Genomic DNA, 26,543 nt, shown 5'->3' on the forward strand with positions numbered 1-26,543 from the left:
CCCGCGCGCTACTCGCCGACGGCGACGTAGCGCCAGACATGGTCCTCGTCCTCCTCCTCTTCGGCGTGGCCGCGGTCCAGGTCGAGGGTGACGCCGGCGCCGCCCAGGACCTCCTGCAGCCGCTCGCGCAGCGGCCCACCGAGGTAGTTGTGGTGCAGGTCCAGCTTCTTGAGGTGCGTCAGGGGCTGTCCGGAGAGCAGGGCGGCGCCGCCCCGGTCGGTGAGGACGCCCATGGACAGGTCGAAGGTCTCCAGGCGGGCGACGACGGGAGCGGACGCGACGGCCGTGGCGATCTCGTCCTGGATGTCGCTGTTGCGCAAGCCCAGGTGACGCAGGCGCGGCAGCCGGTCGCCGTCGAGGATCGGCGCCAGATCGGTGATCGCCGCGTCTCCGCCGTACTCGCTCGTGCCGAGCCACAGGTCGAGGTGGACCAGGGCGGGCAGGTCACTGGCGGCCACGCCGCGGACCGCCTCGGCGGGCATGCCGCCGGTCTCGACGGTCAGGGAGCGCAGCCTGCGGTGCGTGACGGCGGGAAAGACCAGCCCGGAGCCGCCGCGCACACCGAACTCCTCCAGCTCCGGGAAGCCGTCGAGGAGCGGGCCGACGTCGCTCTGGATGATCCAGGAGATCTCGCACTGCTCGGACTTCATGTCCCCGAGGAACAGGCCCCGCAGGGCGGGCAGGCGGGGACGTGCGTCGAGGAGGGCGCCGATGATCTCCTCGGGCCCGCTCTCGTAGGCCTCCTCCCAGGAGCCGACGACGATCGCGCGGACCACGGTGGTGTCGACCGCGGCGGCGAACCGGGCGAACGCCTCGGTCCAGCTCTCCTCGCTGTCGTAGCTGTCGCTGGAGATCCGCCACGCGACGGCGTCCGCCGCGGGCAGCGGGGTCGTGTCCGCGTCCCCGGGGCTCGGGAAATCGAAGACGGGCAGCCCGCACGATTCCGTCAGGTGTCTCGGGTAACTCATGGGGTGCCCGCCGTTCCTCGCCTGTCGCGTCCGATGTGCTGCAAGTTGTACCAAGGCGCACTGACAGGCACCGAGGCAGGGCGGGTGCGGGGCCGGTGCGGGGCGGGCGGAAGGCCGTTGTCAGACCTGCCCCCTACCTTCGGAGAAGAACGCGGCGCACCGGGCGGCGCGTGGGGAAGGGGACACCCATGTACCGGCAGGGGGACGTGCTCATCGTGCCGCTCGACGAGTCGGCGGTGCCATCGCACGCGGCCGACGCGGAACAGGAGCCGCGGGACGGGCGGGGCCGCATGGTCCTCGCGCTGGGCGAGGTCACCGGGCACGCCCACGCCGTGCTCGGGCCCGGGCGGCTCGTCCGCGAACCGGGAGACTTCGGCCCGCTGCTGCTGCATCTCCCGGACGGCGGGCGGGTGGTGCACGAGGAGCACGCCGCGATACCCCTGCCCAAGGGCTGGTACCGGGTCGTGCGGCAGCGGGAGTACCTGCCCGGAGCGGTACGGATCGTGGCGGACTGACAGCGTGTCGGACAGTGGGGGGAGCAGGATCGTGTCGACGGACATCGACGTGTGGAGGGCGGCCGCGGCGGCCACCGGACCGGCCGACCGCGTGGCCTCGGAGGCCGGGGTGCGCCTGGCGTACCGCGCCGCGGGCCTGGCGGAGCCGGAGCGGATCGTTTGGGCGGACTCGCCCCGGGAGGCGGTGCGCCTGCTCGGCGGGGACGACGGGCCGTGCGGGCCCGCCGCGCGCGGGCGCGGCGTACGGGAAACGGTGCGCAGCGCGCCGTGGGCCGCCGAGCGGGACCGGGCACAGCGGAGGCTGGGCCCGCAGGGCTGGGGGCGGCACTGGAGCGCGACGGGCGGCCGCCTGTGGGAGAACACGGAACGCCTGGCGGAACGGGTCCGCAGCGGTCTCGTCGAGGAGCTGACGGCCGGGGCCGACGCCCCCGCGGCCGCGGAGCGGTCGCTGCGCCTGCTGCTCCTGGACGCGGTGCTCGGGCAGCACGACGCCGCCTGGCTGTGCGCCTTCGACACGCGGGAGGGCACACCCCTGCACGGACTCGGCGTCCTGGCCCGCTCGGCCGGCTGGTGGTGGCCCTACGAACGGCTGGCGGTGCTGTGCGAGCGCCCGGTGGAGCTGCACCGCGACGAGGCGGGCAGGCTGGACCGCGGGGACGGCCCGGCGCTGGCGTTCCCCGACGGGTTCGCGCTGTACGCGTGGCGGGGCATGCCCGTTCCGGCCGAATTCCTGGCCGGACTGGGCACGCTGACGCCGGAGCGGATCCGGGAGGAGGAGAACGCCGAACTGCGCCGGGTGATGCTGGAGTTCTACGGGTACGACCGCTATCTGCGGGAGTCGGGGGCCGCCCCCGTGCACCGGGACGAGACGGGTGTCCTGTGGCGCATACCCATGCCGGACGACGAGGCCGTCGTGATGGTGGAGGTCGTCAACTCGACGCCGGAGCCCGACGGCACCAGCCGCACCTACTGGCTGCGGGTACCGCCGGCGACCCGGACCGCCCGCCAGGGCGTGGCCTGGACGTTCGGCCTCGAACCCGAGGCATACGCACCGCTCCGGGAGACATGACCCCACCGGGAGTGACTGTCCGTCAGAGACTCAAGGCCGCCGGAGAAGGTGTCGTCCGCCACCCGGCGCGCGAGATCGCCGTACCGCTCGATGCCCAGCAGGTCGTGGAACCGGACCAGCACGCTGCCGACGCCGGCGCCTGCGTGGATCCAGTACGGGTACACGGCGGGGTCGTCCTGGACCCGCTGCCACTGCAGGGCGCGGACGGCGTACGGCCGGAAGCGGGCGTCGCCGGTCGTCAGGTGCAGGTGGAGGAGGAAGAGCGCGATGCCGCTCGCCCCGTACCCGTACCCGTATGTATCCGTAGTGGACGCTGTCGTCGTGGGAGGACCGCCAGTAGCAGGTGTCGCCCTCCTGCCGCGCGGTCCTGAGCAGGTGTTCCCCCGCCTGCACGGCGCGGTCGAGGTAGACCTGCTGAATTTCCGGAATCACATCTGCTCCGGGCGGCAGGCCACGCCGTAGGTGCTGCAGCCGATCGACTGGGTGCTTTGGAAGCCGGCGATCGCGGCGCCGCCACCCCGACCGGTCCGGATCTCTTGCAGCCCCAGCGCGCGGTCGGTGTCGGCGACAGCGGCTTCCAGGTTCGCCCTCGCCCTTGCCGCTCCGCGCGAGGCGGCTTTCGTCCTGCCTTGCCTGGCCATGAGCTCCTCCTCCTGTCCGCCGGAAAGCGTGCTGCCAGGTGAACGGCATCCCCGGCGCGCTGCCTGCGGGTGGATCCGTCGCACCCCCTCCACACCCCGCTTGTGACGGACCCGACCTGCGCAATCTCCCGCCCCGCCGTCCCGCGGGTGGCGGCCACCGCCTTGAGCCGCTGCGGCGCGTCGTCCGCAAACCGAAGAGTCGTGCCCTATGTCCCTTTTTCGGGCGTTTTTGCGAGTGAAGCAGAACACTCTCCGCAATGCATTGCGCATGGCTCTCGGGAGTCGGGGCAGGCGGCCGGATCAAGTCGGTCTGACCGACAGGGGGACTCAAAGGAACGAAAGGCAACACGTACCGTGACGGCAGCACAGCAGACCATCCACGTGGGCGGAGAGTGGCGCGCAGCCCTGTCCGGGGCCACGCGCGAGATCATCGACCCCGTCGACGCGACCCCCTTCGAGGTCGTGGCGGAGGGCGGTGTCCCGGACACCGACGACGCCGTGGCCGCGGCGCGCGCCGCGTTCGACTTCGGTGCCTGGCCGCGCACGCCCGTCGCCGAGCGGGCCGCCCTGCTGCGCCGGGTCGCCGCACTGCTGGAGCGCGACCGCGAGCGGATCGGCGCCCTGGAGAGCCGGGACGCCGGCAAGACGCTGGAGGAAGGCCGCGTCGACGTCGACTGCGTCCGCGACGCCTTCCGCTACTTCGCCGACCTCGTGGAGAACGAGAACGGTGGCGGACGGGTCGTCGACGCCGGTTCGGACGAGATCCGCAGCGTCGTCGTGCACGAGCCGGTCGGCGTCTGCGCCCTGATCACGCCGTGGAACTACCCGCTGCTCCAGGCCAGCTGGAAGATCGCGCCCGCGCTCGCCGCCGGCAACACCTTCGTGATCAAGCCCAGCGAGATCACCCCGCTGACCACCGTCGTGCTGATCGAACTGCTCCTGGAGGCCGGACTTCCGCTCGGCGCGGCCAACGTCGTCACCGGTCCCGGCGACACGGTCGGCGCCCGGCTGGCCGAACACCCCGCTGTCGACCTCGTGTCGTTCACGGGCGGTCTCGTCAGCGGGACCAAGGTCGCCCGGTCCGCAGCCGACAGCGTCAAGAAGGTCGCACTCGAACTGGGCGGCAAGAACCCCAACGTCGTCTTCGCCGACGCCTGTTCGACGCCCGACGGCTTCGACACCGCCGTCGACCAGGCGCTCAACGCCGCCTTCATCCACAGCGGCCAGGTCTGCTCCGCCGGCTCCCGCCTCATCGTCGAGGAGCCGCTGCGCGACCGTTTCGTCGCCGAGCTCTCCCGCCGGGCCGAACTGATCCGGCTGGGACGCGGCACCGACGCGGGTGTCGAGTGCGGCCCGCTCGTCTCCGCGGCCCAGCTGGCGCGGACCGAGACGTACGTGGCCTCCGCCCTCGCCGAGGGCGCGGTCCTGCGCGCGGGCGGCGGGAGGCCGGCCGGCCCCGGCTACTTCTTCCGGCCCACGGTCCTCGACCGGTGCCACCGCGGCATGCGCGTCGTCCGCGAGGAGGTCTTCGGCCCCGTCCTCACCGTGGAGACCTTCCGCACGGAGGAAGAGGCCGTCGCCCTCGCCAACGACACCGAGTACGGCCTCGCCGGAGCGGTGTGGACCTCCGACGAACACCGGGCCCGGCGGGTCGCCGGCCTGCTGCGGCACGGCACCGTCTGGATCAACGACTTCCATCCCTACCTGCCGCAGGCGGAATGGGGCGGCTTCGGGAAGTCCGGCATCGGCCGCGAGCTGGGCCCCGGCGGTCTCGCCGAATACCGCGAGGCCAAGCACATCTACCAGAACCTCGCTCCGCGCCCCGTGCGCTGGTTCGCAGGCACGACGACGGCGAAGGGCTGAGCATGAACGACCACCACGTGCACCACGTGTACGACTACGTCGTCGTCGGCGGCGGCACCGCCGGATCCGTCATCGCGTCCCGGCTGACCGAGGACCCGGACGTCAGCGTCGCCGTCATCGAGGGCGGCCCCAGCGACGTCGGCCGCGACGACGTCCTCACCCTGCGCCGCTGGATGGGCCTGCTCGGCGGTGAGCTCGACTACGACTACCCCACGACCGAGCAGCCCCGGGGCAACTCCCACATCCGCCACAGCCGAGCGCGGGTGCTGGGCGGCTGTTCCTCGCACAACACCCTCATCGCCTTCAAGCCCCTCCCCTCCGACTGGGACGAGTGGGCCGAGGCCGGCGCCGACGGGTGGGACGCGGAAGCCATGGACCCCTACTTCGCCCGGCTGCGCAACAACATCGTCCCCGTCGGCGAGGCCGACCGGAACGCCATCGCCCGGGACTTCGTCGACGCGGCGCAGACCGCGCTCGGCGTGCCGCGGATCGAGGGCTTCAACCGGCGCCCCTTCGACGAAGGCGTCGGCTTCTTCGACCTCGCCTACCACCCGGAGAACAACAAGCGCTCGTCCGCCTCCGTCGCCTATCTGCACCCGTTCCTGGACCGGCCGAACCTGCACATGGCCCTGGAGACCTGGGCGTTCCGGCTGGAGCTGGAGGGCACCCGCGCCACCGGCGTGCACATCCGTACCAAGGAGGGCGCGGAGCACGTCGTACGCGCCCGGCGCGAGGTCCTGGTGTGCGCCGGGGCCGTGGACACCCCGCGCCTGCTGCTGCACTCCGGCATCGGGCCGCGCGCCGACCTGGAGAAGCTCGGCATCCCCGTCGTGCACGACCTGCCGGGCGTCGGGGAGAACCTGCTCGACCACCCCGAGTCGGTCATCGTGTGGGAGACGCACGGGCCGATCCCGGAGAACTCCGCGATGGACTCCGACGCCGGACTGTTCGTCCGCCGGGACCCAGCGGCAGAGGGCCCGGACCTGATGTTCCACTTCTACCAGATCCCCTTCACCGACAATCCGGAGCGCCTCGGCTACGAACGGCCCGCGCACGGCGTGTCGATGACCCCGAACATCCCCAAGCCGCGCAGCCGCGGCCGGCTCTACCTGACGAGCGCCGACCCCCAGGTCAAGCCCGCGCTCGACTTCCGGTACTTCACCGACGAGGACGACTACGACGGCCGGACCCTCGTCGACGGGATCCGCATCGCCCGGCGGATCGCGGCGAGCGAACCCCTGGCCGGCTGGCTCAAGCGGGAGGTGTGCCCGGGCCCCGAGGTGACCTCCGACGAGGAACTCAGCGCGTACGCCCGCCAGGTCGCGCACACCGTCTACCACCCCGCCGGCACCTGCCGGATGGGGGCCGCCGACGACGAACTCGCCGTCGTCGCGCCCGATCTGAAGATCCGGGGCCTCGACGGCGTCCGGATAGCCGACGCGTCCGTCTTCCCCACCATGACCGCCGTCAACCCCATGATCGGCGTGCTCATGGTCGGCGAGAAATGCGCCGACCTGCTGGGAGGAACCACCCGATGACAACGCCGCACGCCACACCGCACGCGACGCCGCACGCCACACCGCACCCCCAGCCGCACACCGCGACCGGGCCGCAACCCACCGCCGAGCCCGTGTTCTCCGTACGCGACCTGTGGAAGGTCTTCGGTCCGAAGGCGGCCCGCGTGCCCGCCGACAAGGAGCTCGCGGCCCTCGGCGCGGCCGAGCTGCGCGAGCGCACCGGCTGCACCGCCGCCGTCCGCGACGTCTCCTTCGACGTCCGCAAGGGCGAGGTCTTCGTCGTCATGGGCCTGTCGGGCTCCGGCAAGTCCACGCTCGTACGCTGCCTCACCCGGCTCATCGAACCGACCTCGGGCACGATCTCCATCGACGGCGAGGACGTGCTGTCCATGGACACCGGCCGGCTCCGCGAGCTGCGCCGGCACCGGGCGGCCATGGTCTTCCAGCACTTCGGGCTGCTCCCGCACCGGACGGTGCTCGACAACATCGCCTACGGGCTGGAGATCCAGGGCGTGGGACGCGGCGAACGGCGGGACCGGGCGGCCGAGTTCGCGGCCAAGGTCGGTCTGGACGGCCTGGAGCACCGCAGGCCGGGCCAGTTGTCCGGCGGCCAGCAGCAGCGCGTGGGCCTGGCCCGCGCACTCGCCGTGGACCCCGAAGTCCTGCTGTTCGACGAACCGTTCAGCGCGCTGGACCCGCTCATCCGCCGGGACATGCAGGAGGAGGTCGTACGCCTGCACCGCGAGGAGGGACGCACGATGGTCTTCATCACGCACGATCTGAGCGAGGCACTGAAGCTCGGCGACCGCATCGCGCTGATGCGCGACGGCCGGATCGTGCAGCTCGGCACGCCGGAGGAGATCGTCGGCGCCCCCGCCGACGACTACGTCAGGGACTTCGTCCGGGACGTGCCGCGCGAGCAGGTCCTGACCGTGCGCTCGGCGATGCGCCCGGCACGCGCCGACGAGTCCGAGGCCGGCCCGGCGCTCGCCCCGAGCGCCACCGTCCACGAGGCCATCGAGGCCGTCGCCCGTACCGGCGAGAACGCGCGGGTCGTCGAGGACGGCCGGTGCCTCGGGGTGGTCGACCACGCGGGACTCCTCGGTGTCGTCGCCGGGTTCCCGGCCGCGACCGGGAAGGCGGTGGCCTGATGTACGGCCATACGACCTGGCCGCCGCCGTGCGGCACGACCCGCGCCGCCGCAGGCACGGTGCCGGCCGGCGCAGGGCGGTGGGGCCGATGACCACCACCCTCACCCCCGCTCCTCCGGGCCGCACGACCACGACCACGCCCCCCACCGACGGCAGACCCGGTGTGCTGCGCACGCTCGCGCACCACCGCGCTCGGCTCATCGGCGTCTGCGCGGCGCTCGCGCTCGTCCTCGGCTGCCTGCTCCCGGGCGCCGGAAACTGGCCGGCATCGCTCACCGCCGACCTGTCCGAACTGCTCGGACGCGCCAGTGACTGGATCATCGACAACCGCGACGGCCACCCGCTCTTCCTCTACTTCTTCGGGCACGTCAGCAACATCGTGGTCGTGTCCGTCCGCGCCGTGTACCTGGTGCTGCTCGCCCTCGGCTGGGCCGGCGTCACCGCCGCCGCCGCTCTGCTGGCCTGGCGGGTGGCGGGAGTCCGGCTCGCGCTGACCTCCGCCGCCGCCTTCGCCGTGTGCGGACTGCTCGGCATGTGGGTGCCCACCATGCAGACGCTCGCCCTGATGGTGGTCGCCGTCGCCGCGTCCGTGCTGCTCGGAGGTCTCCTCGGGCTGGCCGCCGGCCTGTCGGACCGTATGCACCGGATCCTGCGGCCCGTGCTGGACACCATGCAGGTGCTGCCGGCCTTCGCGTACCTCCTGCCCGTCGTCCTCGTCTTCGGCATCGGCGTACCCGCGGCCGTCCTCGCGACCGTCGTCTACGCCGCCCCGCCCATGGCCCGCCTCACCGCGCTCGGGCTGCGCGACGCCGACGCCGGCGTCGTGGAGGCCGCCACCTCGCTCGGCGCCACGGGCAGGCAGCGGCTGCTGACGGCCCGGCTGCCGCTGGCCCGCAAGGAACTGCTGCTCGGCGTCAACCAGTCGATCATGATGGCGCTGGGCATGGCCGTGATCGCGTCCGTCATCGGCGCGGGCGGTCTCGGCGACCGCGTCTACCAGGCGCTGGCCTCCGTCGACGTCGGCGCCGCGCTCGCCGCCGGTGTGCCGATCGTGCTGCTCGCCATCGTCCTGGACCGGGTCACCGCCGCGGCGGGGGAGCGGATCGGCGCCCCTGTGGCCCCCCGGAGCGGGCTCGTCCGGTCCGTCGCCGCCCTGCTGACCGCCGCGGTCGTCGTCGGCGGCCGCCTCGTCGACGGGCTCTCATGGCCCGGCACCTGGACGGTGGACATCGCCGGGCCCGTCAACAAGACGGTCGACTGGATGACCGCCCACCTCTACTCCGGAGTGCCCCTCGTCGGCGGCACCGCGGACTGGGCGGGGCACTTCACCACGTGGGTCCTGGGCCCTCTGCGCGACGGACTGCAGTGGCTGCCCTGGTGGACGGTCCTGCTGACCGTCGGCGCACTCGCCCTGCTCATCGGTACCTGGCGCACCGCCGCCACCGCCGTCCTGGCGATGGCCGCGATCGGTGTCCTCGGCGTCTGGGACCCGGCGCTCGACACCCTGTCCCAGGTCCTGGCCGCCGTCACCGTGACCCTGCTGATCGGCTTCGCCCTCGGCGTCGCCGCAGCCCGCAGCACCCGCCTGGGGCGCGCGCTGCGTCCGGTGCTCGACGTCTTCCAGACGATGCCGCAGTTCGTGTACCTGATCCCCGTCGTCGCCCTCTTCGGCGTGGGCCGCGCCCCGGCCGCCGCGGCCGCCGTGGTCTACGCGCTGCCCGCGGTGGTGCGGATCACGGCCCAGGGCGTGCGCGCGGTGGACCCGGCCGCGCTGGAGTCCGCACGCTCGATGGGCGCGACCGGACGGCAGCAACTGCTCCAGGTCCAGCTGCCGCTGGCACGGCCCGCGCTGCTGCTGGCCGTCAACCAGGGCGTGGTGCTGGTCCTCGCGGTGGTCGTCATCGGCGGCCTCGTGGGTGGTGGCGCGCTCGGCTACGACGCGGTCTTCGGCCTCGCCCAGGGCGACCTGGCGACCGGTCTGGTCGCCGGCGCGGCGATCGTCTGCCTCGGCCTGATGCTCGACCGCGTCACCCAGCCGACAGAACGCCGCGACTCCGCCGGAAAGGGGGCCTGAGATGGCTCACGCACGACGCACCACCCCGGCCGCGCTCGCGGCCGGCCTCGCCGTCGCCCTGACGGCCCTCACCGGCTGCGGCGCCGCCGACATGACCCGCCAGGCCTCCCCGTACGCCGACGCGAAGGGCTCCCGCACCGTGACGCTGTCCGTGCAGTCGTGGGTGGGCGCCCAGGCCAACGTCGCCGTCGCCCAGTACCTGCTGGAGCACGAGCTCGGCTACCGGGTGGACACCGTCCAGATCGACGAGGTACCCGCCTGGGACGCGCTCAGCCAGGGCCGGGTGGACGCCATCCTGGAGGACTGGGGCCACCCCGAGCAGGAGAAGCGGTACGTCGACGACAAGGCGACGATCGCGCGGGGCGGCGACCTCGGAGTGACCGGCCACATCGGCTGGTTCGTGCCGACGTACTTCGCCGAGGAACACCCGGACGTCACCGACTGGAAGAACCTGAACAAGTACGCCGCCGAGTTCCGCACCGCGGAGAGCGGCGGCAAGGGCCAGCTGCTGGACGGCTCCCCGTCCTACGTGACGAACGACAAGGCGATCGTGAAGAACCTGGACCTCGACTACCAGGTCGTGTTCGCGGGCTCGGAGGCGGCGCAGATCACCCAGATCAGGCAGTTCGCCAAGGAGAAGAAGCCGTTCCTGAGCTACTGGTACAAGCCCCAGTGGCTGTTCGAGAAGGTCCCGATGACGGAGGTGAAGCTGCCCGCCTACGAGGAGGGCTGTGACGCCGACCCGCAGAAGGTGGCCTGCGCGTACCCGCACACGCCGCTGCAGAAGTTCCTCAACGCCCGCTTCGCGGACGGCGGAGGTGACGCCGCGGCCTTCCTGAAGAAGTTCCGCTGGACGACAGAGATGCAGAACGACGTCGCCCTGATGATCGCCGAGGAGAAGCTGTCACCGCAGGAAGCGGCCGGCCGCTGGGCGAAGCGGAACGAGGCCACCTGGCGGTCGTGGCTCCCGTCCTGACACGGAGGCCTGGAGGGGCACCCCCTCCAGGCCCCGGCCTCGCTCCTGCCCGGCGAAGACGCGTGCTGCGGGTCGCCGGGTCTCCGCTCGGGGACGATACTGAAGGTCACGGTGCGTGGAGGCGACATGCGTGAACCGGAGCATCGCGGCCCGGGGCCGGCCTCGGCCGCCGTCAGCGACACGGCAGCGGTCGTCCTGGACGACGAAGGCGTGGTCATCGCCCGCTCGGAGCGGGCCGCGACGCTGCTGGAGTGCTCGCCGGGCCGGACCTGTGTGCCCCTGCTGGGGGTGCTGCCGCGCGCCGGAACGGATGCGGGACCGGCCGGGCACCCGATGACCGTTCCGGGTGGCGATCATGCGGGCCCCAAGGTCCCGCTGGTCTGCACCGTCGTCCGGCTCGCGGCTCGCACCCCGGGCGACTTTGGCGCCGGCACGCAGTGGCTCGTCCTGCTCACCCCGGCGGAAACGGCGGAGGAGGCCGCCGAGCGCGATGCGCGCAGACGCCGGACGGCGCTCTCCCAGGCCGCCGCCGCGGGCATCGGCACCTCCCTGGACGTGACCGAGATGGCCGGGACCCTGGTGAATCTGCTCGTCCCCGACTTCGCCGACCTCGCGACCGTGGACATCGCCGAGAACGTGCTGGTGGGCGACGAGCCCCCGCGCTTCGACACCAGCGGCGACGTCCGCCTGCGCCGGACCGCCGCCGCGCAGAGCCCGGAGATATCCGCCGAGGACCTGCTGGCCGTGGGAGAGGCGCTTCCTCCCGTGACGGACAGCACGCTGATGCGTCCCCTCATGAAGGGGCTGCCCGTACTGGTGCCGGACGTCGCCGTCCTGCACGCGAAGCTCGGCGTGGATCCGAACGCCCTGCCGTTGTTCGTCCCGAGCGGAGCTCACTCCTCCGTGGCCATGCCGCTCTACGCGCGGGGCCTGATCCTCGGCTGCGTCACGGTATGGCGCAGTCAGCTGCCTTCCGCGTTCGGCGAGGAGGACGCCGCACTGCTGCAGGACGTCGTCTCCCGGGCCGCACTCGGCGTGGACAACGCGCGCCGCTACACCAAGGAACACCGGTCGGTGGTGACCCTGCAGCGGAGCCTGCTGCCGCGCTCGGCCCTGGACTCCGCCGCCGCCGAAACGGTCGGCGTCTACCAGCCGGCGGGTGGCGGCCTGGGCGTCGGCGGAGACTGGTTCGACGTGATCCCCCTGCCGTCGTTGCGCGTCGCGTTCGTCGTCGGGGATGTCGTCGGCCATGGCCTCGATGCCACCGCGGCCATGGCGCGACTGCGGACCGCGGTGCAGACCCTCGCCGACCTCGACCTGGATCCGGGCGAGCTCCTCACGCACCTCGACGACCTGGTACTCGGCTTCTCCGAGGAGCAGATGGCCGGCGAGTCCCGCACAGAGCGCACGGAGCGCTCGGAGCCGGCGGTGCTGGGAGCGACGTGCCTGTACGCCGTCTACGACCCGGTGGCGGGCCGGTGCGCCGCGGCCGCCGCGGGACATCCGCCGCCCGTCCTGCTCCCGCCGGACGGGGAGCCGGCCTTCCTCGGGGTGACGCCGGGGCCGCCGCTGGGGGTCGGTGGAGTGCCGTTCGAGGTGACGGAGTTCGGCGTACGGCCCGGCAGCATGCTCGCGTTCTTCACGGACGGACTCGTGGAGAGCCGGGGCGGCGACATCGAGGAGGGGATGGAGAGGTTGCGGGGCTCGTTCGCCGGAGCCGACCCGAGGCTGCCGCTCGACGAGCTCAGCCGGACCGTTTTCGACGGGGTGCGGCCACAAGAACCCGTCGATGACGCCGCCTTGCTGCTCGCCCGCATCCATGTCCTCTCGTCCGACCAGGTCGCCGAGTGGGAACTCGAAGCCGACCTCTCGCTCGTCGCGCACGCGCGTGAGCTGGTGGTGGGCCAGCTGTCCGACTGGCAGTTGGACGACCTGGGCTTCGTCACCGAACTCGTCGCCAGCGAGCTCGTCACGAACGCGATCCGCTACGCCGGGGGACCGGTCGGGCTCCGGCTGATCCGCGACCGGGTGCTCGTCTGCGAGGTGTCCGACCCCAGCAGCACTCAGCCACGCCTGCGTCGTGCCCGGGAAACGGACGAGGGCGGGCGGGGCTTGTTCCTCGTGGCCCAGCTCACCGACCGTTGGGGCTGCCGGTTCACCAGCACCGGCAAGACCATCTGGACGGAGCAGCCCATCGGTGGGTCCCTCGCGCTGACCACCGCGGGCCGCTGATCGCTCCGCGTGCGCGCCTACGGCCCGACCGGTAGCGTCGAGAGCGAGCGTTCCGTCCGAACCCGCCGCGCAGCCGCTCATGCCGAAGGCGGTCAAGGAGTGCCGGGACCGCCTGACGGCCGACGGCATCGACCTGGGCGCCGACAACACATCCGAGAACGCCGCCGACTTCGCCGACCTGCGCAAGCCGCTGCCGAACTCGGCGACGCAAACCCGGCCGCGAGCCCGAACCGTTCACGATCACCCCGAACTGACCGGGAGGGCACATGGCACTCCACCCGGCGCCCCGTCGGCGCCGCACCGCACGACGGCTCCTGGCCACCTCGGCCGGCATGGTGACCGGTCTCCTCGTCACGGGCCTGCTCACCGCGCCCGCCCAGGCGCAGTCCCGCACCGACACCAGCGCCGGCCCCGACGCGCCCACCGGCACGGTCGCCCGGACGGTGGGCGACGCCCGCTTCGAACCGGGCCCCTGCCCGAAGACGCCGGAACCGATCGAGGCGCTCGACGAGGCCCGCTGCGGAACGCTCACCGTGCCCGAGAACCGCGCCGAACCGAACGGCCGGACCATCGACCTCGGTGTCGCGATCGTGCCCGCCGCGACCGACAAGCCGAAACCCGACCCCATCGTGTGGCTCGCGGGCGGACCCGGCGACGACGCCGTGGGGGAGGCGAAGATGGCGATCGACGGCGGCCTGAACCGCGACCGTGACGTGATCTTCATGTCCCAGCGCGGTACGTACTCGGCCGAGCCGGATCTCCTGTGCCCCAACATCGACGAGTTCAACGCACGCTCCGTCGGCCTCGTCTACGACGCTCCGTCCACCGAACGCCTGCACGTCGAGGCCACGAAGGCCTGCCGCGACCGACTGGCGGCCCGCGGGATCGACCTCGACGCCTACAACGACACCGAGAGCGCCGCCGACTACGAGGACCTGCGCAAGGCCCTGGACATCAAGCAGTGGAACCTGTTCGGGATCTCCTACGGCACCCACCTGGCGCTGGTCTACATGCGCCTGCACCCCGACGGGCTCCGCTCGGTGGGCATCGACGGCATACTGCCGCCCTCCAACTCCGGGTCGGCGGCGACCTGGAGCAGCGCCCGGCAGGGCTTCGACGGCCTGTTCAAAGCCTGCGCGGACCAGCCGGCGTGCAACAAGCGCTATCCGAACCTGTCGGCCACCTTCGACCGCCTCGTCCGCGAGCTCGAAGCCAAGCCGGTCACCACCACCGTCACCCTCCCCGGCAGCGACAAGCCGGTCAAGGTCGTCCTGGACGGCGGAGCCCTGGTGAACTGGATGACCTCCGCCACCCATGTGGCGCCCCAGGTGCCCGCCGCGCTCGACGAGCTGGCGCACGGCAAGCCGCAGCGGATCGCCCGGCAGTGGGCGGGCGGCAAGCTGAGCCCCCAGGCCATCGGCAGGGTCGCGCACGGACTCGTCTACGGCGTCTTCTGCAGCGAGTGGACCCCGTACGAGAGCCAGGCGGAGGCGCTCCGGGGCGGACAGGAAGCCTTCCCGACGTACCCCCGCTCGGTACAGGCGCAGGCTCCGCAGCTCACCTTCCTCCGCCCGGACTGCGACGCCTGGAACGTGCCCCCGGCGCCGCCCTCGATCCGGGACGTCACGCGCGGTGACATCCCGACCCTCGCCCTGTCGGGCGGGTTCGACTCCCAGACCGGGGCGGACAACGGGCCGTACGTCGCCCGGACGCTGCCCAAGGCCAAGGTCGTCACGGTCCCGTACGAGCCGCACGTGGTGTTCGCGACCTCGAAGTGCGCCCAGGAGATCACCGTCTCCTTCTTCGACGACCCGGCCGCGCCGAAGACCGCATGCCTCAAGGGCCTGCGGGCGCCCGAGTTCGAGATCGGGTCCTGAGACCTGGGATCACCCCTGTGGAGGCGTGCGGGGGCAGCGGCTAGGGTGAGACGAGGAGGCTGTGGGAGAGCCAGGAGCCGTGATGCGCGGACACCGTCCCGAGCAGCCCGACAACGTGCAGGAACTGCTGGTCGCTCTCGGGCAGCTCGTCGATCAGGCCCTGGACCGGATCGAGTACCAGCGGGCCAGGGTAGAGCTGGCCGAGGCCCTGCAGCGCCACATGCTTCCGCCCGGGCTGCCGCAGCTGCCCGGGCTGCGGCTGGCCGCCAGGTACGCGCCCTCGCGGGGCGGTCTGGAGGTCGGCGGCGACTGGTACGACGCCTTCGTCATGTACGACGGGTCACTGGGGCTCACGGTCGGCGACGTGCAGGGCCACGACGTGGAGGCCATCGCCTTCATGGGACAGGTGCGCACCAGCCTGCGCGCCCTCGCGCAGACCACGAGCGACACCCGCGAGGTACTGGGCCGCGCCAACGATCTGCTGATCGCCATGGGGCGCGGCCTCTTCGCGACGTGCTGTTTCCTTCGCTTCGACCCGGTCAGCCGCGATCTGACCGTCTCCAGGGCCGGCCACGTCCCGATGGTCTGGGCCACAGCAGGCGGCCGTCACGGCATCGCACTCGACCGCGGCGGGCCGCCGCTCGGCATCGTGCCGGGCGAGCGGTACCCGGTGACCCACCGGCGGCTGACCGAGGCAGGCGTGCTCGTCCTGCTCACCGACGGAGTGGTGGAGGGCCCGCACTACCCGATGGAGTCCGGTCTGGCCGAGGTGGCCAGACTGGTGCGCGCGGGGTTCGACGCCGATCCCGACGTGCTTGCCTCCGCCGTCGTCAAAGTGGCCGACCTGACGGGACACCGCGACGACGCGGCGGTCCTCGTCGTCCGCTACGACGGCCCCGAGCAGCAGCTCTGACCGACGGGACCACAGGCGCCACTGGGGTCGCCGGTGGCGGGATCAGAGCGCAGACTGCTGTCGTGGGCAGCACGGAGAGGGGTCGTCTCGGGTCCACCGCGCTGCGCATCCTCGCCGTCGCCGCCGTCTACTACGGGGCCGCACAGATCGGCCTTCTCGAACAGCTGGTACGCGACCAGGTCACCCCCCTGTGGCCGCCGACCGGCGTCGCCCTGGCCGCCCTGCTCCTGATGGGGTTGCGCGTCTGGCCGGGCATCGCGCTGGGCGCGTTCCTCGTCAACGTGTTCCTCGGGCCGTCGCTGCCCGCTGTACTCGCCATCACCGCGGGCAACACCCTCGCGCCGGTCTGCGCCTGTCTACTGTTGCGCAGAGCCGGGTTCCGGAACGAGCTGGACCGCCTGCGGGACGTACTGGCACTGGTCTTCCTCGGCGCGCTCGCCGGGATGTCGATCAGTTCGACCATCGGCAGCGGGGTACTGGTCCTCTCCGGAGCACTGGACGCGGCCGACTTCTGGCCGACGTGGTCGGTGTGGTGGACCGGTGACGCGATGGGAATCCTTGTCGTCACCCCCTTCCTGCTCGTGCTGCGCAAGGCCCGGTGGCCGGCGGATGCCGGAATCGGCCGATGGTGCGAGGCGGTGGCGCTGGCGCTCGGTACGGTCTTCGTCACGCTCCTGGCCACGCGCACGCGCGACTCGAACCTGCTGTTCCTCGTCTCGCCGTTCCTGATCTGGGCGGCGTTCCGCTTCCGGCTGGCCGGCGCGGCGCCGTGCGCGCTCGCCGTGGTGACGCTGGCGGTCCTGGCAGCCGACGGCGAGAGAGGCCCGTTCGTGGGCGGCGACGTCTTCGCCAACATGGTGACGCTCCAGGCCTTCAACGGCACGACCGCGCTGACGGCCCTCCTTGTCGCGGCCGTCATCACCGAACGCGACAGGACGCATGAGGAGATCAAACAGCTCTGCGGACGGCTCGCGGAGGTCGTGGCCCGGATGGAGCCGCGCCCCCGGTCGTACCGGTACCCGCCCGATGACCATCCGCCGCCCTGACCCGCCCGCGCCGGCACGGGCGGGGTGCGGGCAGCCGGGGTCGGCTGCCCGCACCGGAGCGGCCGAGCCGGTCAGCTCTTGCCGAGAAGGGTGTTCATACGGGCGATCTCCGCGCTCTGGGACGTGATGATCGCTGCGGCCATGTCCTCGGCGGGCCGGTACGCGCCGTCGGCCTGCTCGGTCTTCGCCATGGCGACGGCGCCTTCGTGGTGCTTGACCATCATCCGGAGGAAGGCGGTGTCGAACGCCTTGCCGGAAGAGGCCGTGAGCTGCCGCATCTCCTCGGCGGTCATCATGCCGGACATGTCGTGTCCGCCGTGGTCCCCGCCCGCGGCCGGGATCTTCTCGCCCCAGGCGGTCAGCCAGCCGGAGAGGGTCTTGATCTCCGGATCCTGGGCCTTCTGGACCTCCTCCGCGAGCTGCTTCACCTCGGCGGACTCCGCGCGGGCCGCGGCGAGGCCGGCCATCTCGACGGCCTGCCGGTGGTGGGGGATCATCCCCTGGGCGAAGACCGTGTCGGCGGCATTGTGGTCGCCCTGCCGGGCCGGGGCGGCGGACGGCGAGGCCGAGGAGCCGTGCTCGTCGTGGGCCGAGCCGGAGCCGGAGTCGTCGCCGTTGCCGCCGCAGGCGGCGAGGACGAGTGCGGCGGTGGCGGCCGCGGCCACGGCCGTGGCGCGGCGGATCAGGGAACGCTTGCTGGTCATGGTGCTGCTCCTGCGGTGAGGGCACGCGCGCGTCGGGGCGTGCCGGGGTAGGGACCGGTCCGAGTGCTGGGGGGGTGTCTTGGGCCGCCCTATATGCGCAGGAGTTGCAATTCACTCAGGGACGGTGGCGCGCGTCCGCGGGCCGCACCGCTCATGTCGATCCCGGCACCGAGGACCGGGACGGCCGCGACGCCGCCCGGGGCGGCGGCCGGGGAGGGCAGGACGGGCGCGCCCGCCGTACCCGTGGCGGCGCAGGTCGCATCCGCGTGCTGGGGGTGCCCGCCGCTTCCGTCGCCGGCCGGCTCATCGGCCCGTACGGCGGGGTCGTGCCGCACCGCGTGCTCGCCGGCGGCAGCCATGCCGTGCGCGACGGCCGTCCCGTGGGCGGCCGCGCACCCGGGTGCGGCGGCGGAGGCCGCAACGGCCCCCGGCCCCAGGCCGTGCATGGCCACGAGGCCCACCAGCACGGCCAGGATCAGCAGGAGGCGGGAGCGCAGCACGAGGGGCTTCCTCGCGCGCCTCGCCTGCTGATCCATACCGGCATCGTAGGCGCCCGGCGCGCACAGGGCGAAGCCGGGCCGGAATGCCTGTCCTTCGAAGAGATGTCCACGGGGACGCCGTTCGGCAGGTCGGTGCGACCTGCCGAACGGCGGATACGGGCCCCCTGCTCAGGGAGCGGCGTTGAGGGAAGCGGCCGTGATCAGGCGGAGCCGAAAAGCCAGTTGCCGGGGGCGTCGGGCTCCTCGCTGGTGAAGTACTCCAGGACCGCGGCGCTGATCTCGTCCCTGCTGAGGACCCCGTCGCCGTTGAGGTCGAGCTTGCTGAACGCCTCGTCGAGCTTCTGCCGCGGCACACCGAACGTCTTCCCGTACATGGCCGCGTATTCCTCGCGGTCGAGCACGCCGTTGCCGTCCGTGTCGCAGAGCGTCGTCCACTCCTGCATCAACGTGCCCATCCGTCCCAGGAATCCGTCGGCGTCGGTTTCCAGCGAGCGGCGCACGCCGACCCGGTACTCCTCGGCGTCGATGGCACCGTTGCCGTCGGTGTCCATCGCCTTGAGGTCCGTGGACCAGACCGCCCCGAGCGCGTCACGCAGGCGGGCGAGGGTGGCGGGGTCGTCGGCGCCGACCGCCGCGTTCAGCTTGGTCGCCAGCGAGACGACGTCACTCTCCCGGATGCCGCCGTCGTCGTCGGCGTCGAGCATGCCGAAGAACCGGTCGAGCTTGGTGTCCAGGATGGTGCGCTCAGGCATCAGGGTCTCTCTTCGCTCATGTGCGTGGTGCGGTTGGTCGCGGGGGGAATACCCATGCCCGAAGAGGTCATGCTCGGCCGTTCGGGTGGTGATCACCGGCTGGGATATGAGGCGGCACTCCTTGATCAGTACGCTCCGTCGAGGCGGATGCAGGACGGACGGCAACCCATGCGAGAGGGTCCGATTTCATGCGTGAGGACTCCTTCGACCACGTCGTCGTGGGCGCCGGCTCGGCGGGATGCGTGCTCGCGCACCGCCTCAGCGAAGACCCCGACGTGCGCGTGCTGCTGCTGGAGGCGGGCGGCGCGGACGTCTCGCCGATGGTGCACATGCCCGCCGGCTTCCCCGCGCTGTACCGGACGCACATGGACTGGGACCACAGCACGCACTACGAGCCCGAGCTGGGCGGCCGGCGGATCTACCTGCCCCGTGGACGGGTGCTGGGCGGATCGTCCTCGACCAACTACATGGTCTACGTCAGGGGCAACCCCGCGGACTACGACGAATGGCGCGCTCTCGGGTGCACCGGCTGGGGCTGGTCGGACCTGCTGCCCATGTTCCTGCGCGCCGAGGACAACGAACGCGGGGCGAGTGCCTTCCACGGAGTCGGCGGCCCGCTCGCCGTGTCCGATCAGCGGCACCCGACCCCCCTCGTCGACGTCGCGTTACAGGCGGCGCTCAGCTGCGGACTGTCGGCGAACGACGACTTCAACGGTCCGGTACAGGACGGCGTCGGCAGGTTCCAGGTCACCCAGCGGGGTGGCCTCCGTGCGAGCACGGCCGCCTGCTACCTCCGTCCCGTCGCCGACCGTCCCAACCTGTCCGTCGTGACGCACGTCCAGGTCACCGGCGTACGCATCGACAACGGCCGGGCCACCGGCGTCCACGGCCTGCGGCTGGGCAGTCCGGTCACCTTCACCGCCGACCGTGAAGTGATCCTCAGCGCCGGCGCGTACGGATCGCCCCACCTGCTCCTGCTGTCCGGCGTGGGTGATCCCGACGCACTCGTGGCGATGGGCATCACCCCGCTCGTCGAGTCGCCCCGCGTCGGCGCCAACCTCAGCGACCACACCGTCGTACCGCAGGTCTACGCGACGGCCCGGCCCGAGAGCCTCCACGGGATCCACGGCCGCCCCGACAGCATCGCGGCGTTCGCCGAGGGCAACGGACCCCTCACCTCCAACCTGGTGGAGGGCGGCGGCTTCGTCCGCAGCAGCGCAGGGCTGACGGCTCCCGATCTCCAGCTGTACGTCATCCCGGTGGGGTTCGCGGGCGAGGGGCTGGTGCCCGTACCCCGCCACGCGCTCTCGATGGGGGCGTCCGTACTGGGGCCCCGCAGCCGGGGACGCGTCGCGCTGGCGTCCCCCGATCCCACCGCCAAGCCGCTGATCACCCACAACTACTTCACGGCACCGGAGGATCTGCGCACCCAGATCGAAGGGGTGCGGCTGACGATGCGGTGGGCGGCGGCACGGCCGCTCGCGGGGCGGCTCACCGGACCGCTGTCCGCGCCCGATTCGGACGCGGACGAGGACGTGATCCCGTTCATCCGTGCCCGCGCCCAGACCGCGTACCACCCGGTGGGTACCTGCGCGATGGGAGCGGACGCCGCCTCGGTCGTCGACCTCGAACTGCGCGTGCGCGGCGTCGAAGGGCTGCGGGTGGTGGACGCCTCGGTGATGCCGACCGTTCCGCGGGGCAACACCAACGCCCCTGCCATCGCCGTCGCGGAGAAGGCGTCCGATCTCATCCGGAACGGCCGCGCCACCGGCACGGCAGCGGTTGCGGTGACGCCCGCGCCCGGGACCGGCGGCGGACCACGGGAGCGGGGCCGGTGACCGTGGGCACGGCCCCGCCGGCCGGAGCGGCCGACTCGGCCGAGCCGATCGATCTGGCGGCGATCGGGGACGACTTCACCCGCGATCCGTATCCGGTCTACGAGCGACTGCGTGCACGCGGCCCCGTCCACCGCGTCCGCCTCCCCGAAGGGACCGTCGTCTGGCTGGTCCTCGGGTACGAGGAGGTGCGTGCGGCGCTCGCGGACACCCGGCTGTCGAAGGAGTGGCGCCACGCCTCACCCGCACAGCAGGTGCAGGCGGTGACCACGGGGGTGTCCATGCTCCGTGCCAACGCTCCGCAGCACACACGGCTGCGGGCCCTGGTCGCCCGCGCCTTCACGGCACGCAGGGTGTCCTCCCTGGCCCCGCGGATCCGGGAGATCACCACACAGCTGCTGGAGACGATGCGCGAGGAGCCCCAGGGCCGCGCGGACCTCGTCGAGGCCCTGTCGTTCCCCCTGCCCATGACGGTCATCTGTGAACTCCTGGGCGTGCCCTTCCTCGAACGCGACGCCTTCCGCGGCTGGTCCGACGTCCTGGTCGTCGGCGCCGCCACCCCGCGGACCGCGGACGCCCTGGCCGGCATGACGTCCTACCTCGCCGGCCTGGTGGAGACCAAGCGAGGCCGGCCCGGCGACGACCTGCTCAGCGACCTCATCGCCGTCAGCGACGAGGACGGCGACCGGCTCAGCGGGGAAGAACTCCTCGGCATGGCACAGGTGTTGCTGATCGCCGGATACGAAACCACGGCCAATCTCATCTCCAACGGCGTCCTGGCCCTGCTCACCCACCCCGAGCAGCTGGCCGCGCTGCGCGCCGACCCGGCGCTCATCGACCCGGCGGTCGAGGAGATGCTCCGCTACGAAGGCCCGCTGGAAGTCGCCACCTTCCGCTTCACCGTCGAACCCGTCGAGATCGCCGGCACCGTGGTCCCCGGGGGCGGCGAGATCGTGCTCCCGGTGATCGCCGACGCCGGGCGCGACCCGGCCCGGTTCGACCGGCCCGGCCGTTTCGACATCACCCGCGACGCCCGCGGCCATGTGGCTTTCGGCCACGGCAGCCACTTCTGCCCAGGGGCGGCCCTCGCCCGCCTGGAGGCGCGTACCGCCGTGCGCGCACTTCTGGAGACCTTCCCCGCGCTGGAGCTGGACGCGCACCCGGCAGCGCTGGCCTGGCGGCCGGGGACCCTGCTGAGAGGGCCGCGCAGCCTGCCCGTCCGCTGGCACTGAACTCGCCTCGAAGCGCCCCGCCCCCCTCGTCGCGTCCGCCGGAAAGGAATACCAGGATGACGCTCGTACACGAGCATGAGGAAAGCCCCGCAGCACACCGGGAGGACGCTCCCGTGCCGTCCGCAGCTCCCCTGATGCGCATGGCCACGGGTTTCTGGACGTTCAAGACCCTGGCCGTGGCCCTCGAACTGTCCCTCTTCACCCGGCTGTCCGCAGGTCCGCACCGCACGAGGGCCGAACTCGCCACGGAACTGGGCCTCCAGGACCGGCCGGCCGACATGCTGCTGACCGCCTGCACGGCACTGGGTCTTCTGGAGAAGGACGGGGACGCCTACCGGAACACGCCGCTGGCGGAGCAGTTCCTCGTGGAAGGCAAGGACTGCTACTTCGGCGGCGTCGTGCGCTTCAACGACCGGGCGTATTTGGCCTGGCACGACCTCGGCGCGGCGGTGCGCTCGAACCGGCCGCTCACCTGGGACCCCGACATCCAGACCACTCTCTTCTCGTCCGGGGACCCCGACTTCACGGGACTGTTCTGGAACGGCATGCACTCCCTGTCCGCGGCCACCGCCCGCGTCCTGGGTCAGACCTACGACTTCCGGCCGCACAGGAGCGTGCTCGACGTCGGCGGCGGTTCCGGGGCCTTCCTGATCGAGCTGCGCCGGCAGCACCCGCACCTGACCGGCACCCTGTACGACCTGCCGCACGTCTGCGACTTCGCCCGGGACCGGATCGCCTCCGCGGGCATGGCGGAGCACGTCCGGATCACGCCCGGCGATTTCCAGCGCGAGGCGGCGCTGCCCGGGGGCCACGACCTGATCCTGCTCAGCATGATCCTCCACGACTGGGACGAGCGGGACGGCCGGGCCCTCGTACGCAAGTGTCACGAGGCCCTCGCGCCCGGCGGCGTCCTCCTGGTCTGCGAGCTGCTCGTCAACCGTGAGCGGACCGGCCCCCTCGACGCCGCCCTCATGGGCGTGAACATGCTGGTGGAAACCGCAGCGGGCCGCAACTACGCCGAGGACGAGTACCTGGGGTGGCTGCACGAGGCCGGCTTCGCCGACACCGAGATCCTCCGGTTCGACGCCGCGGGGGCCAACGGAGTCATTGTCGCCCGGCGCGCCTGAAACGCTCCGCCCGTTCCGGCGTACCGCCACGGGCGCATCAGCATCCCGGCACCCAGTACCCAGCACCCCGGCACGTCTGCACCGTCGCACGTCAGCACGTCAGCACGACCTTGGAGTCACGATGGCCACACCGACCACGTACGTCACCCAGCTCCAGTTCCTGGAGGACATCCGAGCGACCTCCGCCGCCCTGCAGGCCCCCTTCGACGAAGAGGTCACCCGCACATGCCTGGCCGCCTACGCCGACGACTTCCTTGACAGCGCGGTGGTGTGGAAGACGACCGGCCGCCCTGGAGACGACCTCAGCTACCGGTTCTACACGCGGACCCGCACCGACACCCTCGCCACGGCGATCGACGCCGGCCTGCTGCCCCGTGACACGCCCCTCGCACCCCTGATCGAGTTCTGGAGCGGCCTCTACGACGGCGCGGCCGAGCAGTCCTGCGACTTCACCGCCCGCACCGGACTGGACAAGACATGGGTGTGGCTGGGCGGCACCCGCCCGGCAGCCGAAGTCCTCGACGCGGCGCCCGTTCCGGACGCCCTGCGGCGCAACCTGCCTGCCTTCGCCCGGGCCGGTCTCGCGCACATCCGCTTCCTCGCGGTGGACCACCGCCACCACTCCGTCAACATCTACTTCCGTGTGCAGGGCCCCGTCACGCCCGCCCAGTGCGCCGACATCGTCTCGCTCGTCGCAGTCGCGCCCCCGCTCCCGGAAGACGTCGCGGAGATGCGGACGCTCATGCCGCAGGACTACGGAATCTCGGTCACCGTCTCCCTCGACACGGGCAGGGTGGCACGCGTCTGCTTCTACGCCCTCAACGTGCCGGACGACCGGCTGCCCCGGATCCCCGAGCGGATCGCCACCTTCCTCACCACCGCACCGTCCTACGACGCAGAGGGCTGCACGGTCATCGGCTGGTCCTTCGGCCCCGGCGACGGCACGTACATCAAGGCGGAGCGCAGCTGCTACGGCGACATGCTCTCCGCCTTCGAACGATGGAGCTGCCATTTCAGCGGCAGCAGGCAGCTGGACCCCGCCCTGCCCGTGTGACACGCGCCGGCGGCCACCCTCTCCTTCGTCCCCTCCCGTTCCCTCCACCGGAGGTTCAGTGTCAGCGTTTCCCGTCGACGGCGACGGGCGGGTCGATGTCCTGGCCTGCATGCAGGACCCCCCGACCATGGACGACCCCTATCCGCTGTACGCATGGCTGCGCGAAAACTCGCCGGTGCATCCGAACCCGACCGGCGGGGTGTACTTCATCAGCCGCCACCAGGAGGCGCGGCTGGTGATGCGGGATCCCGCCTTCCGCAGCCTCACCCAGGAGGAACTGCGAGCCAAGCAGCCGAGGATCGGGCGGTCGCGCACCCTCCAGAACTTCCTGGCGGGCATCACGAACACCAACCGTCCCGAGCACACCCGGCTGCGCCGGGCGATGTCCCCGTTCTTCACGCCCCAGGCGGTGGAGGCGCTGCGGGGCACCGCGCAGCGGTGGTGCGACAGGCTTTTCGACCCCGTGGTCGCCCGCCTGCGCGACGGGCAGAGCGTGGACCTCCACACCGAGGTGACCGCTCCGCTGGCCGTGCACGTGATGGCCGACCTGATCGGCGTACCCGAGGCGGACCGGTCCTCCCTCGCGCCGCTGGTCTCCCGGACCCTGGGGGCGGCCCACCCGACGGCGGACGAGACGGCCCTGCGGGAGGCCGACGAGGCCACGCTCGCCATCGAGGAGTACTTCACCGGGCTCGCGGCCGAGCGGCGTCTGCGCCCTCGGGCGGACGCGGTCTCCGCCCTCGCGAACGGCAGCGGCGGTGGCGGGGACGACGGGGCGGCGCTCGGCCAGGCCGAGCTCATCAACATGCTCTGGGGGCTGTGGATGGCGGGCTCCGACAGCACCGCCGCCGCCATGGACAACGCCACCCTCGAAGTCATCCGCTTTCCCCGGGCCGCACGAGCCGCCCTCGCGGATCCCGGCGGGGAGAAGGCCGCCGGCTTCGTGGAGGAGTGCCTGCGCCACGAACCGCCGATCTGGATGGCGGCCTCCCAGCTCGTCCCCGTCCAGGACGTGGAACTGGCCGGGACCACCATCCCCCGTGGGGCGGGGGTCCACGTTCTGATCGGTTCGGTGAACCGGGACCCCGCGGTCTTCCCCGACCCCGACCGCTTCGACCCCGCCAGAGGGGCGCCCGGCTACCTCACGTTCGGCGAGGGCATCCACCGGTGCGTGGGAGCGGGGCTGGCCCGGATGGAGATCGCCGTGTACCTCTCCCGGCTCCACGCCCACCTGCCGGGCCTCGCCCTGGCCGGCCCTCCCGTCCGGCGCAGGAAGGCGACCCAGCGGTCCTTCGACCGCCTGCCGGTCGCACTGCCCACGGATCCGGCGGTCCGCCCGGCCGCTCCCCGCCAGACCCCCCGCCACCTGTCGAAGGAGAGTGAACGAGCGTGACCACGAGGGACACGGGCGTCTTCACGGACATGAGCGTCGACCACCTGAGGCTGTACGTCACCGACCTCACGGAGAGCGCCGCGTGGTTCACCGGAGCCTGCGGATTCACCGCCCGTACGGCTGCGAGCGGCCGGGCCGCGACGCTGCGGGCGAACCGGATCCGGCTCGAACTGGTGCAGCCGGCGGCGGACGACCGGGCCGGGACGGCGTTCACGCAGCGGCACGGTGACGGCGTGGCCGACATCGCCCTGTGCGTGCCGGACGCCTCGGCCGCGTTCCACGAGGCGGTGCGGCGCGGTGCCCGCCCGGTGTCCGGACCGGCCGCCCACGGCGGCGGTGTCACCGCCACGATCGCCGGCTTCGACGACGTGACGCACACCTTCGTCCAAGGCGTCGACGCCCTCGGTCCGACCGTCCCGCCTGCCGCGCTGGCGCCCGGTGGAGCTCCTGCGCCCCGGCACCCCGGCCTGATCCGGATCGATCACCTGGCGGTCTGTGTCCGGCCCGGTGACATGGAGCCCCTGGCCGCGTTCTACGAGCGCGTGCTCGACTTCGAGACGACCTTCACGGAACGGATCGTGGTGGGTACGCAGGCCGTCCGGACCACGGCGGTCCGGAGCCGCGCGGGCGGCGTGACGCTGACGCTGATCGAGCCCGACATCACGCGGGACCCGGGACAGATCAACCGCTTCCTCCACGACCACGGCGGGGCCGGCGTCCAGCACGTCGCGTTCACCACCGGGAGCATCGTGGAGACGGTCCGGTCCCTCGTCCAGAGCGGTGTCGAGTTCCTGCGCACCCCCGACACGTACTACGAACTGCTCAGCCGGCGGCTGGCACCGGCAAGGTACACCGTCGAACGGCTCAAGGAGTTCGGCATCCTGGTGGACGCCGACCACGACGGGCAGCTCTTCCAGATCTTCTCGAAGTCGGTGCACCGGCGGAACACCCTCTTCTTCGAGATCATCGAGCGCCAGGGCGGCCGGACGTTCGGCGGGGGCAACATCACGGCGCTCTACGAGTCCGTCCGGCTGGAGGAGAGCGCCGCCGGGCTGCACGGGAGCGGCCGCCGCCCCTGAGCCCGCCCTGACCGGCACGGCCCCC

At 72.3% G+C, this 26,543-nt stretch carries 22 protein-coding genes; 17 read left to right on the forward strand and 5 right to left on the reverse strand.

Annotation, left to right across the window (positions count from 1 at the left end):
* Positions 1–8: 8 nt before the first annotated feature.
* Positions 9–968 (reverse strand): STM4015 family protein, encoded by a 960-nt coding sequence (locus tag ACFY0D_RS02655; RefSeq protein ID WP_390796597.1) that lies wholly within the window; start codon positions 966–968, stop codon positions 9–11.
* A 188-nt stretch (positions 969–1,156) separates the two neighbouring features.
* On the opposite strand from ACFY0D_RS02655, the gene ACFY0D_RS02660 reads away from it, so the two are divergent.
* Entirely contained in the window at positions 1,157–1,483 is a 327-nt protein-coding gene (locus tag ACFY0D_RS02660) for a hypothetical protein (RefSeq protein WP_390796598.1), read from the forward strand.
* Between the two features lie 31 nt (positions 1,484–1,514).
* A complete protein-coding gene (locus ACFY0D_RS02665; RefSeq protein WP_390796599.1) occupies positions 1,515–2,552 on the forward strand; it encodes a DUF6745 domain-containing protein in 1,038 nt (345 codons plus the stop codon).
* Positions 2,553–2,980: 428 nt separating this feature from the next.
* Here the strand turns inward: ACFY0D_RS02665 and ACFY0D_RS02670 are convergent, their stop codons facing one another.
* Positions 2,981–3,193: a hypothetical protein gene (locus ACFY0D_RS02670; protein ID WP_390796600.1), complete on the reverse strand. Its 213-nt coding sequence runs from the start codon at positions 3,191–3,193 to the stop codon at positions 2,981–2,983.
* A 354-nt stretch (positions 3,194–3,547) separates the two neighbouring features.
* Between ACFY0D_RS02670 and ACFY0D_RS02675 the strand changes: the two genes are divergently transcribed.
* The 9 genes from ACFY0D_RS02675 to ACFY0D_RS02715 all read left to right on the forward strand — a co-directional run bounded on the left by ACFY0D_RS02675 (position 3,548) and on the right by ACFY0D_RS02715 (position 16,842).
* Positions 3,548–5,056, forward strand: a complete 1,509-nt coding sequence (locus ACFY0D_RS02675) for an aldehyde dehydrogenase family protein (protein ID WP_390796601.1) — start codon at positions 3,548–3,550, stop codon at positions 5,054–5,056.
* 2 nt (positions 5,057–5,058) lie between these two features.
* Positions 5,059–6,594: a GMC family oxidoreductase gene (locus ACFY0D_RS02680; protein ID WP_390796602.1), complete on the forward strand. Its 1,536-nt coding sequence runs from the start codon at positions 5,059–5,061 to the stop codon at positions 6,592–6,594.
* Entirely contained in the window at positions 6,591–7,724 is a 1,134-nt protein-coding gene (locus tag ACFY0D_RS02685; protein WP_390796603.1) for a glycine betaine/L-proline ABC transporter ATP-binding protein, read from the forward strand. Before ACFY0D_RS02680 ends, ACFY0D_RS02685 begins: the two co-directional genes overlap by 4 nt.
* Before the next feature lie 88 nt (positions 7,725–7,812).
* Positions 7,813–9,798 carry an ABC transporter permease subunit gene (locus ACFY0D_RS02690; RefSeq protein ID WP_390796604.1) on the forward strand — a complete coding sequence of 662 codons (1,986 nt, stop codon included), beginning with the start codon at positions 7,813–7,815 and terminating at the stop codon, positions 9,796–9,798.
* 1 nt (position 9,799) lies between these two features.
* On the forward strand, positions 9,800–10,774 hold the full coding sequence (locus ACFY0D_RS02695; RefSeq protein WP_390796605.1) for an ABC transporter substrate-binding protein: 975 nt from the start codon (positions 9,800–9,802) through the stop codon (positions 10,772–10,774).
* Positions 10,775–10,900: 126 nt separating this feature from the next.
* Positions 10,901–13,006, forward strand: a complete 2,106-nt coding sequence (locus ACFY0D_RS02700) for a SpoIIE family protein phosphatase (protein ID WP_390796606.1) — start codon at positions 10,901–10,903, stop codon at positions 13,004–13,006.
* 332 nt (positions 13,007–13,338) lie between these two features.
* Complete coding sequence (locus tag ACFY0D_RS02705; RefSeq protein WP_390796977.1) at positions 13,339–14,883, forward strand: alpha/beta fold hydrolase; 1,545 nt, start codon at positions 13,339–13,341, stop codon at positions 14,881–14,883.
* Between the two features lie 82 nt (positions 14,884–14,965).
* Entirely contained in the window at positions 14,966–15,796 is an 831-nt protein-coding gene (locus ACFY0D_RS02710; protein WP_390796607.1) for a PP2C family protein-serine/threonine phosphatase, read from the forward strand.
* A gap of 62 nt (positions 15,797–15,858) precedes the next feature.
* Complete coding sequence (locus tag ACFY0D_RS02715; RefSeq protein ID WP_390796608.1) at positions 15,859–16,842, forward strand: MASE1 domain-containing protein; 984 nt, start codon at positions 15,859–15,861, stop codon at positions 16,840–16,842.
* 71 nt (positions 16,843–16,913) lie between these two features.
* Here the strand turns inward: ACFY0D_RS02715 and ACFY0D_RS02720 are convergent, their stop codons facing one another.
* The 3 genes from ACFY0D_RS02720 to ACFY0D_RS02730 form a co-directional block, all read right to left on the reverse strand.
* Positions 16,914–17,546 carry a DUF305 domain-containing protein gene (locus tag ACFY0D_RS02720; RefSeq protein ID WP_390796609.1) on the reverse strand — a complete coding sequence of 211 codons (633 nt, stop codon included), beginning with the start codon at positions 17,544–17,546 and terminating at the stop codon, positions 16,914–16,916.
* An 89-nt stretch (positions 17,547–17,635) separates the two neighbouring features.
* Complete coding sequence (locus ACFY0D_RS02725) at positions 17,636–18,082, reverse strand: DUF6153 family protein (protein WP_390796610.1); 447 nt, start codon at positions 18,080–18,082, stop codon at positions 17,636–17,638.
* 164 nt (positions 18,083–18,246) lie between these two features.
* Entirely contained in the window at positions 18,247–18,798 is a 552-nt protein-coding gene (locus ACFY0D_RS02730; protein WP_390796611.1) for an EF-hand domain-containing protein, read from the reverse strand.
* 188 nt (positions 18,799–18,986) lie between these two features.
* Between ACFY0D_RS02730 and ACFY0D_RS02735 the strand changes: the two genes are divergently transcribed.
* The 6 genes from ACFY0D_RS02735 (at position 18,987) to hppD (ending at position 26,518) form a co-directional block, all read left to right on the forward strand.
* Entirely contained in the window at positions 18,987–20,636 is a 1,650-nt protein-coding gene (locus tag ACFY0D_RS02735; RefSeq protein ID WP_390796612.1) for a GMC family oxidoreductase, read from the forward strand.
* A 2-nt stretch (positions 20,637–20,638) separates the two neighbouring features.
* Positions 20,639–21,865, forward strand: a complete 1,227-nt coding sequence (locus ACFY0D_RS02740) for a cytochrome P450 (protein WP_390796978.1) — start codon at positions 20,639–20,641, stop codon at positions 21,863–21,865.
* 56 nt (positions 21,866–21,921) lie between these two features.
* A complete protein-coding gene (locus ACFY0D_RS02745) occupies positions 21,922–22,992 on the forward strand; it encodes a methyltransferase (protein ID WP_390796613.1) in 1,071 nt (356 codons plus the stop codon).
* Positions 22,993–23,113: 121 nt separating this feature from the next.
* Positions 23,114–24,046 carry an aromatic prenyltransferase gene (locus ACFY0D_RS02750; protein WP_390796614.1) on the forward strand — a complete coding sequence of 311 codons (933 nt, stop codon included), beginning with the start codon at positions 23,114–23,116 and terminating at the stop codon, positions 24,044–24,046.
* Positions 24,047–24,104: 58 nt separating this feature from the next.
* The gene (locus ACFY0D_RS02755) at positions 24,105–25,439 is read left to right on the forward strand and encodes a cytochrome P450 (protein ID WP_390796615.1); all 1,335 of its coding nucleotides are present in this window, start codon (positions 24,105–24,107) and stop codon (positions 25,437–25,439) included.
* The gene (hppD, locus tag ACFY0D_RS02760; protein ID WP_390796616.1) at positions 25,436–26,518 is read left to right on the forward strand and encodes a 4-hydroxyphenylpyruvate dioxygenase; all 1,083 of its coding nucleotides are present in this window, start codon (positions 25,436–25,438) and stop codon (positions 26,516–26,518) included. The genes ACFY0D_RS02755 and hppD overlap by 4 nt, the downstream gene beginning before the upstream one ends.
* The last annotated feature ends 25 nt before the right edge of the window (positions 26,519–26,543 follow it).

It is taken from the genome of Streptomyces sp. NPDC001502 (genome assembly GCF_042894785.1).
In the GTDB taxonomy this organism is placed as follows: domain Bacteria; phylum Actinomycetota; class Actinomycetes; order Streptomycetales; family Streptomycetaceae; genus Streptomyces; species Streptomyces kutzneri.

Excerpts from the sequence above, each read along its gene's own strand:
- ACFY0D_RS02680 (WP_390796602.1), top strand. The coding sequence starts at position 5,059 with ATGAACGACCACCACGTGCACCACGTGTACGACTACGTCGTCGTCGGC.
- ACFY0D_RS02705 (WP_390796977.1), top strand. The coding sequence starts at position 13,339 with ATGGTGACCGGTCTCCTCGTCACGGGCCTGCTCACCGCGCCCGCCCAG.
- ACFY0D_RS02655 (WP_390796597.1), bottom strand. The coding sequence starts at position 968 with ATGAGTTACCCGAGACACCTGACGGAATCGTGCGGGCTGCCCGTCTTC.
- ACFY0D_RS02710 (WP_390796607.1), top strand. The coding sequence starts at position 14,966 with ATGCGCGGACACCGTCCCGAGCAGCCCGACAACGTGCAGGAACTGCTG.
- ACFY0D_RS02670 (WP_390796600.1), bottom strand. The coding sequence starts at position 3,193 with ATGGCCAGGCAAGGCAGGACGAAAGCCGCCTCGCGCGGAGCGGCAAGG.
- ACFY0D_RS02720 (WP_390796609.1), bottom strand. The coding sequence starts at position 17,546 with ATGACCAGCAAGCGTTCCCTGATCCGCCGCGCCACGGCCGTGGCCGCG.
- ACFY0D_RS02730 (WP_390796611.1), bottom strand. The coding sequence starts at position 18,798 with ATGCCTGAGCGCACCATCCTGGACACCAAGCTCGACCGGTTCTTCGGC.
- ACFY0D_RS02750 (WP_390796614.1), top strand. The coding sequence starts at position 23,114 with ATGGCCACACCGACCACGTACGTCACCCAGCTCCAGTTCCTGGAGGAC.
- ACFY0D_RS02735 (WP_390796612.1), top strand. The coding sequence starts at position 18,987 with ATGCGTGAGGACTCCTTCGACCACGTCGTCGTGGGCGCCGGCTCGGCG.
- ACFY0D_RS02725 (WP_390796610.1), bottom strand. The coding sequence starts at position 18,082 with ATGGATCAGCAGGCGAGGCGCGCGAGGAAGCCCCTCGTGCTGCGCTCC.
- ACFY0D_RS02700 (WP_390796606.1), top strand. The coding sequence starts at position 10,901 with ATGCGTGAACCGGAGCATCGCGGCCCGGGGCCGGCCTCGGCCGCCGTC.
- ACFY0D_RS02685 (WP_390796603.1), top strand. The coding sequence starts at position 6,591 with ATGACAACGCCGCACGCCACACCGCACGCGACGCCGCACGCCACACCG.
- ACFY0D_RS02660 (WP_390796598.1), top strand. The coding sequence starts at position 1,157 with ATGTACCGGCAGGGGGACGTGCTCATCGTGCCGCTCGACGAGTCGGCG.
- ACFY0D_RS02690 (WP_390796604.1), top strand. The coding sequence starts at position 7,813 with ATGACCACCACCCTCACCCCCGCTCCTCCGGGCCGCACGACCACGACC.
- ACFY0D_RS02745 (WP_390796613.1), top strand. The coding sequence starts at position 21,922 with ATGACGCTCGTACACGAGCATGAGGAAAGCCCCGCAGCACACCGGGAG.
- ACFY0D_RS02695 (WP_390796605.1), top strand. The coding sequence starts at position 9,800 with ATGGCTCACGCACGACGCACCACCCCGGCCGCGCTCGCGGCCGGCCTC.